Origin of the sequence: Brucella grignonensis (genome assembly GCF_002252505.1) — a bacterium.
GTDB classification, from domain to species: Bacteria; Pseudomonadota; Alphaproteobacteria; order Rhizobiales; family Rhizobiaceae; genus Brucella; species Brucella grignonensis.
Genome location: NZ_NNRL01000078.1, coordinates 1 through 10,691 on the forward strand (window position 1 = coordinate 1; position 10,691 = coordinate 10,691).

Genomic DNA, 10,691 nt, shown 5'->3' on the forward strand with positions numbered 1-10,691 from the left:
CCGACTGAGCTTTGAGGCCGTTACTTACCCCAAGGCTCCATCTGTCGCGGAAATCCTAAAACCTGCAACAGATCGGCCGCCCCCGGAAAATCAGGGCTTTTCGTGTCGCATGTCTTTGTCGCAAGTGGTAGAAAACTTGCGACATGATTTGCGACAGGGGGAAGCCGTGAGCAGCCGACCAGATTCCGACGCCGGCCGCGTGTTCATCGGCTATGCCCGCGTTTCGACTCGCGGCCAGGACCTCGATGCGCAGCGGGCCGCCCTGGGTGCGGCCGGCTGCGTCCGCATCTTCGAGGAAAAGGCTTCCGGGGCGAAGCGGGATCGGCCCGAGCTGGCGCGGATGCTCGACCATCTGCGTGCCGGCGACGTGGTGACGATCACCAGGCTAGACCGCCTCGCCCGATCGACCGGCGACCTTCTGGCGATCGCGGAGCGGATCAAGGAGGCCGGCGCTGGCCTGCGTTCGCTGGCCGAGCCGTGGGCCGATACCACGACGCCGGCGGGGCGCATGGTGTTGACCGTGTTCGCCGGCATCGCGGATTTCGAGCGCAGCTTGATCGTGGAGCGCACGAGCGCCGGCCGGATCGCGGCGAAAGCCCGAGGCGTGAAGTTCGGCCCCTCCCCTGCCCTGTCGGCCGAGCAGATCGCCCATGCCCGCCAGCTTATCCATGACGACAAGAAGCCGGTGGCGGAAGTCGCCCGGCTCTTGGGCGTGCATCGTGCCACGCTCTACCGGGCGCTTGAGAACGCATTGACGTGAATACGCATTGACGTAACCACGTTTAGTTGCCGGCCCTAGAAGTAGTGCCTTTCGCGGTTCCTTCCGCAAGGGATTGCAGAATCGGGCGAGTTCGTCCTTACTGCTAAGAATGAAGCGCGACTCGGAAAGGATTCGGAAGGACGTTGCCGCCCATCGGGCGCGGCAGCTTGCGGCCGGCCGTATCGCGCTGACCACGTATGTTCCGACTGATCTTCTCGCCCAAATCGACAAGATCAAGGAGCAGCGGGGCGTGCTTGGCCGCGCGCCGATCATCGAGGAAGCATTGAGGCTCTATATCGAAGCGAAGCAAGGGACATAACGGCAAAACGCCCGACCGCGCCAACGGTCGAGCGTTTTTGTAGGCCGTCAGACACACCGTAGAGACGGGGCCAAAGCTCTCCCCTTATCTACGCTACAGCACTCCAATCCGCAAGATTGATTCTTGCGGAAACAGGAAAGCCGTGCCTGCCGTCCGCGCCGTCATGTCCTTCAAATGGAAGGACGACAGGCATGTTGAGGACGCAGATCGCGGCCGCGATCGGCTGCGCGCGCGCAAGCGCGCTTGATGAGATCATGCGGGAGGTATGGACGCGCTACAGCGCCGGCCAGCTCACCGAGGAAGACGCCGGGCAGCTCTCCACGCTCGCCCATGAGCGCCGCGAGGCGTGGCGGGGATCGGGACAGGCCGGGCTTGGCCTGGTCATGCCCCCGGCCGAGCGATGCCCGACGCCAGTTCGCCGGCATAGTCATATCCGGGGCCGATCGGAGGGCCGGATATGGCGGCCGACGACGCGCAAGGACGTTCAGGCAATCTTGAAGGCGGCCGAAATCTACAATGAGGCCGGCTTGCACGAGAAGGGCGAGCGAAGCGGCCCGCTAGGATCGGTGGCGCTCGACGTGCTGCGGCTGTTCGTCAATCTCATAGACTTCCGCACCGGCCGGTTAGAGCCGTCAATCACCACGATCATGGATCGGCTAGGCCGGTCGCGCGATACGATCGTGCGGGCGCTGAAGAACCTGCGGGCGCATGGTTTCATCGACTGGCTGCGGCGCTACGAGCCGACCGGCAACGAGGGGCGCGGCCCACAGGTCCAGCAGACGAGCAACGCCTATCGCCTGTCCTTGCCGGAAAAGGCCCGTCAGTTTCTCGGCAGGTTCGGCAAGGCCCCGCCCCCGCCTGCTGATCATGGACAGGATCAGCAGGCATGGAGCGAGGCAATCGACGCCTACAAGACCACCCTGCCCCTCGATGAGCGGACGCAGCTCGACACCGGCGATAGCCCGCTCGGTAAGGCCCTCGTGATGCTGGCAAAGAGTGTGATGAAACGTGAGTCCGATAACCAGACTGAATCCCCATCTGATCTTTATCTAAGAGGGCAAACATAAGCGGTCGCCGCTGTTCGGGCTGCTTGCGCAGCCCTGCGGCGGTTCCGATCCGCGTATAAGGCGGATCGGGAGGCGGCACCCTCACAGCAAAACCGCCACGTTCGCGCCGGCGGCAACCGTCCTACGGGCTTTCGAGAGGGAGCGAGGGGCAAGGGCGGGGCTTAATATTTGCTGTATTGCCAGCAATAAGGCATTTAAGCAAAAATTCTTGCCGTCAATGCGGTTTGCTGCTATGCCAGCAATATGAAAACAATCGCCATAGTCAGCCAAAAAGGCGGGGCTGGAAAAACCACCCTCGCCTTGCACCTTGCTACGGCCGCCGAGGCGGCCGGGCTTCCCGCCGCTATCATCGACCTTGACCCCCAGGCAAGCGCCGCCGGATGGGGCGATAGCCGACAAGGTGAGGCCCCGGTTGTCGTCGCGCTTCCTCACACTCGTTTGCCGCAAGGCTTGCAGGCCGCGACCGATGGCGGGGCCGAGCTGGTCGTGATCGACACCGCGCCGCACTCGGAAGCGGCCGCAATGGCGGCAACGCGATCGTCCGACATGGTGTTGATCCCGTGCCGAGCCGGAATCCTCGATCTTCGCGCGATCGGAAGCACGGCCGAGCTGGTGAAACTCGCCCAAAAGCCGGCCTTTGTCGTTTTGAACGCCGTGCCGCCGCGTGCCACGCAGCTTCTGGCCGATGCGCGGGAAGCCGTTCAGGTTCACGGCTTGGAGGTTGCCCCCGTCGCCTTCCAGCAGCGGGCGGCTTTCGGACATGCGCTCACGGCCGGCAAAACCGCTCCGGAGTATGAGCCGGCCGGCAAAGCCAGCGAGGAAGTGTCCGAATTGCTGACCTGGCTTAGAGGCCAATTGCTGATTTGACGGCAAGCTGTATTGCCAGCAATAAGGCATAATGGTATTGCTGGCAAACTGGCAGTTTGATGGGATAAAACCATGTCGAAAAGACCGAGTTTAGCCGCGAGCATGAAGGCCGTGGGCGCGCAGACCACGCCGCCTGTTGCGCCTATCGCGGAATCCGCCCCCGCGCCGACCCCGGATCGTGCCGAGGGTAAGCGTTACCATGCCGCCACGCGGGCCGGAATGAAGCGGGTGACGGTCGTGGTCGAGCCGGAGGAACATCGCCGGGTTAAGCGGCTGTCAGCCGACACCGACCGCTCCATTGAAGACCTCATGCGCGAGGCGCTTGCTGACTTGCTGGCAAAACATAGTGCTTGATTGCCAGCAAAGCGGCGATGCGGTAAGGGCCTTGAAGTGTAACGCTATGTGTCATACATTCAGGGGCGAGGAAGTCGCGTGAGGGTTTTCAAAAACAGCCGGTTTCACAAGTTTGCCCGAAAGGAGAAAATCTCTGACGCGATGCTTTGTGAGGCTGTAGAGCGGGCTGAGCGCGGCCAGATCGACGCCGATCTAGGGGCCGGCCTTATCAAGCAACGAGTAGCGCGGCCCGGCGCTGGAAAGTCTGGCGGCTTCCGAACGCTGGTTTTCTTCCGCGCGGAGACGAGGGCGGTTTTCGCGTTCGGGTTTGCCAAGAGCGATATGGCGAACCTTGATGATGCGGAAGAAGCCTACTTGAAGAAGGCCGCAAAGCTGGTCTTGGGGTTTGCAGATGCGCAGATGGACGCGGAAGTTGCTGCGGGTCGAATGTTCGAGGTGAATTGCGATGAGCAAGACTTACAAGAGTGAAGCTCTGGCGGCCGTCCATGAGATGATGGAAGGCTTCTATGAGTCCGGCGCGATCGACAAGCAGACGATGCGCGAATTTGACGAGGGGTGTCTGACAACCGTTGAGCCGCTGACCCCCGAGGAAATCCGTTCTATTCGTGAGCGTGAGCGTATCTCGCAGCCTGTCTTTGCCCGCTATCTCAACGTGAGTAAGGGGCTGGTGTCAGATTGGGAACGTGGGGTGAAGAAGCCCGGCGGCCCGGCGCTGCGGCTGCTGACCGTTATTCAGAAAAGGGGCCTTGAGGCGATTGCCTGATTGCTGGCAAGTTGGCAAACAAGCAATTTGGCAAGTTGTCTGCCTGCATCCCGCCCCCGGCCGTCCCTACGGCCCTAGATGATGAGAGCGGGACGGCCGGGGGCTAGCGTCGCGGGTGTGGCCTGGTTGAGCGATGCCGGCGAGCAGCCGGCCCCGGCCCGGAGGGAACGCGCTCCCACATAGCGCCGAAGTGACCGGAGGGCCGCAAGAGAGAAGCCCCGGTGCGTCAGCGCCGGGACCGCTTTTCCCATCTGGCCGGCTCGGGCAGGGGGGCTTCGCGCTTTTCGCGCAGTAGGGCTTTCATTTCTTCCATCGAAATACCCGGTCGGGAATCATCGGCCGCCACCTGTATGCGGCGCTTGAGTAGTTCCCGGCGCAGATCGGCATGGGGTGCCAGCTCCTTATGCTCGCCCAGGATCACGAACACGGCTTCGGACGGATCAAGGAACGTGTCCTGTTCGATCAGATCGAGCAGCCACAGGGCCAGCGACGGCGGCAGATAGGCTTCAAACCGCAAGCCGCCCTTGGCGGCCTGGTCACGGAGCTGCTTGGCCTGTTCAACGGCATGGGCCTTGTCGGCGGGATCGGGCCATTCGGGCGCATCGGTGTCGGTCATGGTTTCATCCTTTATGCTTGGTCGAACAGCCCCCGGAATTCTGCATCGGCGTAATAGGCGAGCTTGCCGGCGACGATCGGCCGTTGCCCGGCGAGGAACAGCAATTCGACATGCTGCGGCAGGTTGCGGACCTCATCGGGGGTCAGCAGCGGCCGGGCCGTGTGTTGCTCGCCATAGGAGAGGCCGGATTTTTCGGAATCGAGCGCCCGGCTCATGGTCTGGAACACCACGGTTTCCTGCCCGAGCAGATCGGAGACGAGGCGGGCGCTGTCGTGATCGTTGACACCGAACACCTGTAGGACGCCGGCGTTTGACAGGAAGGTTCCGGCGCGTTGCCCGTAGGTGGCGCGGAGCTGGTGAACGTCTTGCAGGATCGGCCAGAGCTGGACGCCATAGCCGGCCATGAGGCCCATTGCGCGCTCGACGGGGGCGAGGTGGCCGAGGGCGGCGAACTCATCCAGCAGGTAGAGGACCGGCACGGCCGGCTTGGCGGGGTCGCGCGCCATGTCGGTCAGGCTTTGCGCGACGAGCAGACGCAGCCAGCGGGAATAGGTGGCGAGGCGATCGGGCGGCAGGACGAGGAACACCGAGGCGTTGCGGCGCTTGAGATTGGCAAAGCGGAAATCGGATCGGCCGAGGACCGCGACCATGCGGGGGCTGTCGAGGAAATGGGTATGGCGCTGCGCGGCCGAGAGGACGCCGGCCGCTTCCCGGTCGGATTTGCCGAGGTGGCGGTTTGCGGCGCGGGCGATCAGGCCGCCGGCGGCCGTTGACGCCTGCATGTCCTTCAGGAGCGCCGCGAAGGCTTCAGGGGCGAGGGTGAGAGCTTCGCGCAGGGTAGCGAGGTTTCGCCTGTCGCGCGGCTCGCTGGCGGCAATATGGAGGATCAGGCCGGCAATGAGCGCCTTGGCTTCCTCGTTCCAATGCGCCTCGCCGGCCATGCCCGGTTCATCGAACACGAGGGCGTCGGCCAAGGTGCTTGCATCTTCCGCGACATCGAGGCCGGCCGGGTCGAGCTGGTCGAGAGGATTGAAGGCGGCCGAGGGCTGGCCGGTGACGCCGAAGGGGTCGAGGACGTGGACCGGGCCGAAGGTCTGGCGGGCGTGGCCGGCGATCTTGGCATTTTCGCCCTTGGGGTCGATGCAGATCACGGAGCGGTCGGCCGTGAGCAGGTTAGGGATGATGGTTCCCACCCCTTTGCCGGTGCGCGTCGGGGCCATCGTCAGCAGGTGGGCCGGGCCGTCATAGCGCAGGAGCTTTCCCGTTTTGCCGTCGCGGCCGATCAGCAGGCCGGAATCGGCGCGGGCAAGGGCGGCGGTTTCCTTGTCGGTGGCGAAGCGGGCCGAGCCGTGGGTTTCGCCGTCCATATCCCCGAAATGGATAATCAGCGGATTGGTGACGAGCCGGAAGGTGATCGCGGCCAGCACCAGCAGCGTGACGAGATCGAGCGCGATGAAGGGAACCGAGCCGGGGCCGAAGCCCATTTGTTCGAGGAAGAACCGGCCGCCGAAGCCGACCACGAACAGGGTTATGATGAGGATGAACAGAAGCCCGAGAAGCGGTTTCCAGATGCGGAAGGGCAGGGCGAGCAGGGATAGGAACGCCCATAGCGGATCACGCGCAGCCTGCCGCATCATGTTCTTGAACGCGGCCCAGGCTAACGTCGCCTGATTCATGAGGCGGCCCCCCCGGCGCTGTCTGTTGTCTCCCTGGCCGGCGCGTTGGCGATCAGATCGGCAAAGAGTTCCTTATCGCCAGGGCGCGTCAGGAAGTCGGGCAGCTCGCGCTTGAGCCATTCGCGGAGGCGTCGGGAAAATTCCTCATCCTTGCCGCTTTCGAGGCGATGCAGAACGAGCGCGCCGAGCAGCACCTTGCGGCGGGTATCGTTGGCGCGCTCCTGTTTGCCGAGCCGGGCCTTGAGCGTGGCGCGCTGCGCATCCAGCTCGGCCAACCGCTGTTCGATCGTCTTGCGCGCCATGTGTCGTTTCCTTCTATCTAGCGGGGCGAGGGGTTGGCCCGCCCTTGAGGCGAACCATGATAATTTTCGGATTTTCGCCAATGCGCTCGACCTCGACAATGCCCGACGCCTCGACCAGATCGGAGAGGCGGGGAAAGCCATAGTTACGGGCGTCGAAATCCGGCGATTGTTTCGCCAGGTGCGCGCCGACGCGGGCCAGATTGGCGCGGCCGTCTTCGTCGGCCGAGGCGGTGACAGCTTTCGCCAGCATGTCGAGGGCAGCGCGATCGAGTGCCGCTTTCGCCGGTGCAGGCTTGGCGGCGGCCGCTTTAGGCGCGGTGACGGCTTCCGCTTCCTTCTGTTCCCCGGCCGTGTTGAGCACGTCGAAATAGACGAACTTGTCGCAAGCGGTGATGAAGGGGCGGGGCGTCTTGCGCTCCCCGAACCCATAGACGATGACGCCTTGCTCACGGATGCGCGCGGCCAGGCGGGCAAAGTCGCTATCACTTGAGACGATGCAGAAACCGGAGAAGCGGCCGGTATAGAGCAAGTCCATCGCGTCGATAATCATCGCGCCGTCCGTTGCGTTCTTCCCGGTCGTATAGGCGAATTGCTGGACCGGCTGAATCGAGTGTTCCAGCAGGCACTCTTTCCAGCCGTTGAGGTTCGGCTTGGTCCAATCGCCATAGATGCGCTTGACGCTGGCGGTGCCATAGTTGGCGATCTCAGCCAGCAGCCCGGTTATGATTTTCGGGGTGGCATTATCGCCGTCGATCAGCAACGCAAGTGTTCCGGCGCTGTCTATTGCCGTCGGCTTCGTCCGCACAGCAGTCGTCCGCGGCGCAGGAATGCTGCAGCTATGCCCAGTGCCTGCTTCGGAGCATGCGGCTATGCGGCACGGGGCTAGGCTGACCGTCCGCTCAGGGCCGGAAGTAGCGAGGACTTCAAAGCACTTGGCTCGGGTCTCTCAAGATTGTTCCGGCCGGCGTAAGCCCAAGCCACGGTTGGAGGCATCGGTTCAAGACAGTTGGACGGGAACTGGGATCATCTGACCGAGTGCTGGATGCGATCTGCGGTCATGTCGGGAAGACTGCGGGTGACAACTATGGTGACGTCACGGTCACGGCGAAGGCTCGGGTAATCAATAGGTTTCCGAACTATGCGATGAGCGCCGCCTGAGACAGCCTATCAAGCCCAAAGTCCATTTAGCGACAAGCCTAGTAGATTGCTCATCCGCAGTCCCAAAGTCACACGGGCCGGGTGCACCGATCCTGATCCTAGACCAATTCGAGAGCATAGTCCGCCGCATCTTGCATCGACGAGCCAATGCAGTGCGGCCTGACGCCAAGGCGTTCGAGTGGAAGCCCATGACGATTGAGCCAGAAGGTGCGGTAGCCGAACCAGGTCGCTCCACAAATGTCCCAGCAGTTCGAAGACACAAACAGTATCTCACTCGCATCACAGTCAAATGTATCTGGTCCCATTTGGTAAGCTTCCGGCGCTGTCTTGAAACGTTTGACTGAATCGACGCTCAAGACATGCTCGAAGTATCCACTAAGCCCAGAGGCTTTCACGGCTTGATCAAGCATCCGAGGTGTTCCGTTCGACAAGATCGAAAGTGTTATCCCGGCGTCCTTTAGGCGCTGCAATTGCGCAGCGTTCTCGGGAAAGGCCGAAAGCTCGGAGTATTTCCCCAGCAGGCGATCTCGTGAACTAAGGGGCAGTTCTACATCAAGTGCAGCACAGGCATAATCAAGCGCGTCGCCTGTCACACGCCAGAAGTCTTCGTATTTGTCGCACATGTTGCGCAGGCGGGTATACTCAATTTGCTTGTCGCGCCAGATAGTTGCCAGCTTCGCGCCCTTTCCGGGCATAAGGTCTTCGGCTTCGGAACTGACCGAATAGACATCGAATAGCGTTCCGTAGGCGTCGAATGCGATGGCATTTAGGGTCACTATTTGTCCTATGCTTCCTGTGCTGTATCCTTGCAGAATACAGGGATCCGACATTCCCCAAGTGGCCTGCCGCTTGACTTCAAGATCGCCTGATTTTGCTCGCTGGGCAAGCGTTTTTCGCCCCGAGCGGTGTCTGTCGTCGCGCAAACGGCCGAAGTCGGGTGGATCAAGCCTCGAACCCGCAGCATTCTGGCCCGGCAGAGCCGCTTTTCCGCGCGGCAGACGGACCTGTCCTGCCGCTTTCGTTCAGCTTGGGCATGGATCGTGGTCATGCGCATGACGGAGGCGTTCGAAGACGGCGGATGGCGGCAAGGACGGCCCGCACCATCGGGCCGGTGACGGCGACCTCGGCCAACTGGAAGGTAATGGCGCGGGCGTGGCGGACGACGCGGGCGCCGATCTTGATCAGCTTGAGTTGCAGGCTGGTCAACGACCAGTCCGCCATGGCCTCGGGCAGTTCGATGCAGCGCAGGAAGGTTGCCAGGTTGTAGGCCAGCGCGTGCAGTTGCAGCCGCACCTCGTTGTGCCGGAACTTCCGGCATGACAGCCGCGTCCAGCGAAAGGCATATTTGCCTTCCTTGATGTGCTGCTCTGCGGTGCCGCGCTGGTTGTAGAACCTCACCACCCAGTCTGGCTCCATCGGCAGGTTGGTGACGATGAAGCCGACTTTGGGGAACAGCTCGCCCGGATGCCATTCGATCTTGGCGATGACGCGGCGCGGCTTGTCCCAGGACGCCGCCTGATACTCGAAGTCCTCGAAGAACCGTTTGACCTTGGTCAGCGAAGGCCGTCCCACGGGCCGTGTCAGCCGATGCGCGATCTTCTCGCGCAAGACGGCGTTGGCGGGCAGACGGATGGCGTAGAAGAACCTGGCTTCTTCCAGCCGCATATAGATCGCGGGGATCGCGTAGGCAGCGTCGGCCCGGAAGAAGCGTCCACCAAGGTCGCGGCCAGCATATCGGGCAATGACGGGATCAAGGACATCCCGCCAGCCATCGGCGCTGTGGACATTGCCGTTACGCAGGGCGCAGCGCTCCAGCATGCCAAACTGGTTGAACAAGAAGATGGGGTGATAGCAGGTGCAGTCGAAATGCCCGTTCCAGGCAGCACCTTCCTGATCGCCGTGGGTGGGGCTGACCGAGCTGTCCATGTCCAGCACGATGTATTTCAACCCGTTGCGGTCATGAAACCGGTCGATCCATTGGCCGTTCAGATCGGCCAGCGCCGCCCGGTTCGCGGCCAGAGCCAGCGTCTCGGTCTCGAACCGTCCCATCTGCGATGCCGAAGCAGCTTGCGCCTCGACGGCCCTGCCGCCAACGACCTGACGCATCACGGGATCGAGGGCCAAGCGGTCGGCATCGTTCACATCCTCGTATCCGGCCAGTCGTCCGAACACCGATTGCCGGAACAATCCGTCAAGCCGATGGAGCGTGTTCTTCCCGGTGCGGCTGTCTCGCAGCGCCTCCGACGCCAGATTGGACAGGCCGAGCACGTCATCAAGCTCGCGCATCACCAGCAGGCCACCGTCTGAACTGATCTGCGCACCACGGAACTCCAGACGCACACGGCGGTCGAAATCAACCCGATCTCCCCGCGCCAAGCCCGCACCCTCCAGGTGATCCATGAAACGCGCCCCTCGCAGCCGTCAACGCCATGATTTATATGCGAAATATCACGATTACGACAGCGAAATCAGCGACTTACTTGGAGAATGTGGGTTGCCATCGGTCTGCACTCCCATTTGAGCCGAAGTCTATCCGATGCAAGCAGCGTCACCAAACACGATTATGCGCTACCTTGAATTTTTGGCAGCTTTGCAGCACAATCAGGGCCTCAGTTCATCGCATCGACCTTGCCGCAAGCGCCACACCGAGCGACGAAAGAGCGTAGCGATTGAGTTGATAAGGGCGCACTTACGAGTTGCTATGCAACTCAGCGCGCCGCCAGCTTGGAGGCTGGCGGGAAAGGCGGAAACGGTATTGGAGCTTGTTGCTTGGCGATCTATCATTTGAGCATGAAGCCAGTTTCGAGGA

The 10,691-nt window shown here is 62.2% G+C and carries 13 protein-coding genes; 7 read left to right on the plus strand and 6 right to left on the minus strand.

The features are described 5' to 3' along the window. The 7 genes from CEV33_RS00925 to CEV33_RS00955 all read left to right on the plus strand — a co-directional run. On the plus strand, positions 1-760 hold a 760-nt coding region (locus CEV33_RS00925), incomplete at its 5' end, for a recombinase family protein (RefSeq protein ID WP_456236560.1). A gap of 109 nt (positions 761-869) precedes the next feature. Then, positions 870-1,079, plus strand: coding sequence for a ribbon-helix-helix protein, CopG family (locus tag CEV33_RS00930; RefSeq protein ID WP_024899703.1), 210 nt, complete (start codon positions 870-872; stop codon positions 1,077-1,079). A 191-nt stretch (positions 1,080-1,270) separates the two neighbouring features. Further along, positions 1,271-2,146: a helix-turn-helix domain-containing protein gene (locus CEV33_RS00935; RefSeq protein ID WP_030092364.1), complete on the plus strand. Its 876-nt coding sequence runs from the start codon at positions 1,271-1,273 to the stop codon at positions 2,144-2,146. Between the two features lie 243 nt (positions 2,147-2,389). After that, a complete protein-coding gene (locus CEV33_RS00940) occupies positions 2,390-3,013 on the plus strand; it encodes a nucleotide-binding protein (protein ID WP_030092365.1) in 624 nt (207 codons plus the stop codon). A 72-nt stretch (positions 3,014-3,085) separates the two neighbouring features. Further along, a complete protein-coding gene (locus tag CEV33_RS00945) occupies positions 3,086-3,367 on the plus strand; it encodes a ribbon-helix-helix domain-containing protein (protein WP_037506114.1) in 282 nt (93 codons plus the stop codon). 78 nt (positions 3,368-3,445) lie between these two features. After that, complete coding sequence (locus CEV33_RS00950) at positions 3,446-3,835, plus strand: type II toxin-antitoxin system RelE/ParE family toxin (protein WP_019200205.1); 390 nt, start codon at positions 3,446-3,448, stop codon at positions 3,833-3,835. After that, the gene (locus CEV33_RS00955; RefSeq protein WP_024899700.1) at positions 3,813-4,130 is read left to right on the plus strand and encodes a helix-turn-helix domain-containing protein; all 318 of its coding nucleotides are present in this window, start codon (positions 3,813-3,815) and stop codon (positions 4,128-4,130) included. Before CEV33_RS00950 ends, CEV33_RS00955 begins: the two co-directional genes overlap by 23 nt. 226 nt (positions 4,131-4,356) lie before the next feature. On the opposite strand, the gene CEV33_RS00960 is transcribed toward CEV33_RS00955, so the two are convergent. From CEV33_RS00960 to CEV33_RS00985, 6 genes are all read right to left on the minus strand, one after another. Further along, entirely contained in the window at positions 4,357-4,746 is a 390-nt protein-coding gene (locus CEV33_RS00960; protein WP_030092366.1) for a hypothetical protein, read from the minus strand. Positions 4,747-4,757: 11 nt separating this feature from the next. Next, complete coding sequence (locus tag CEV33_RS00965) at positions 4,758-6,422, minus strand: type IV secretory system conjugative DNA transfer family protein (protein WP_030092367.1); 1,665 nt, start codon at positions 6,420-6,422, stop codon at positions 4,758-4,760. Next, complete coding sequence (locus CEV33_RS00970) at positions 6,419-6,724, minus strand: hypothetical protein (protein ID WP_030092368.1); 306 nt, start codon at positions 6,722-6,724, stop codon at positions 6,419-6,421. The genes CEV33_RS00965 and CEV33_RS00970 overlap by 4 nt, the downstream gene beginning before the upstream one ends. Positions 6,725-6,737: 13 nt before the next feature. Next, positions 6,738-7,484, minus strand: coding sequence for an NYN domain-containing protein (locus tag CEV33_RS00975; RefSeq protein ID WP_235818326.1), 747 nt, complete (start codon positions 7,482-7,484; stop codon positions 6,738-6,740). A gap of 496 nt (positions 7,485-7,980) precedes the next feature. Continuing rightward, complete coding sequence (locus CEV33_RS00980; RefSeq protein WP_030539240.1) at positions 7,981-8,658, minus strand: haloacid dehalogenase type II; 678 nt, start codon at positions 8,656-8,658, stop codon at positions 7,981-7,983. A gap of 268 nt (positions 8,659-8,926) precedes the next feature. Further along, the gene (locus tag CEV33_RS00985) at positions 8,927-10,282 is read right to left on the minus strand and encodes an IS1380-like element ISPme1 family transposase (RefSeq protein WP_012112698.1); all 1,356 of its coding nucleotides are present in this window, start codon (positions 10,280-10,282) and stop codon (positions 8,927-8,929) included. Between the last annotated feature and the right edge of the window lie 409 nt (positions 10,283-10,691).

Excerpts from the sequence above, each read along its gene's own strand:
- CEV33_RS00935 (WP_030092364.1), top strand. The coding sequence starts at position 1,271 with ATGTTGAGGACGCAGATCGCGGCCGCGATCGGCTGCGCGCGCGCAAGC.
- CEV33_RS00940 (WP_030092365.1), top strand. The coding sequence starts at position 2,390 with ATGAAAACAATCGCCATAGTCAGCCAAAAAGGCGGGGCTGGAAAAACC.
- CEV33_RS00955 (WP_024899700.1), top strand. The coding sequence starts at position 3,813 with ATGAGCAAGACTTACAAGAGTGAAGCTCTGGCGGCCGTCCATGAGATG.
- CEV33_RS00985 (WP_012112698.1), bottom strand. The coding sequence starts at position 10,282 with ATGGATCACCTGGAGGGTGCGGGCTTGGCGCGGGGAGATCGGGTTGAT.
- CEV33_RS00965 (WP_030092367.1), bottom strand. The coding sequence starts at position 6,422 with ATGAATCAGGCGACGTTAGCCTGGGCCGCGTTCAAGAACATGATGCGG.
- CEV33_RS00945 (WP_037506114.1), top strand. The coding sequence starts at position 3,086 with ATGTCGAAAAGACCGAGTTTAGCCGCGAGCATGAAGGCCGTGGGCGCG.
- CEV33_RS00970 (WP_030092368.1), bottom strand. The coding sequence starts at position 6,724 with ATGGCGCGCAAGACGATCGAACAGCGGTTGGCCGAGCTGGATGCGCAG.
- CEV33_RS00960 (WP_030092366.1), bottom strand. The coding sequence starts at position 4,746 with ATGACCGACACCGATGCGCCCGAATGGCCCGATCCCGCCGACAAGGCC.
- CEV33_RS00930 (WP_024899703.1), top strand. The coding sequence starts at position 870 with ATGAAGCGCGACTCGGAAAGGATTCGGAAGGACGTTGCCGCCCATCGG.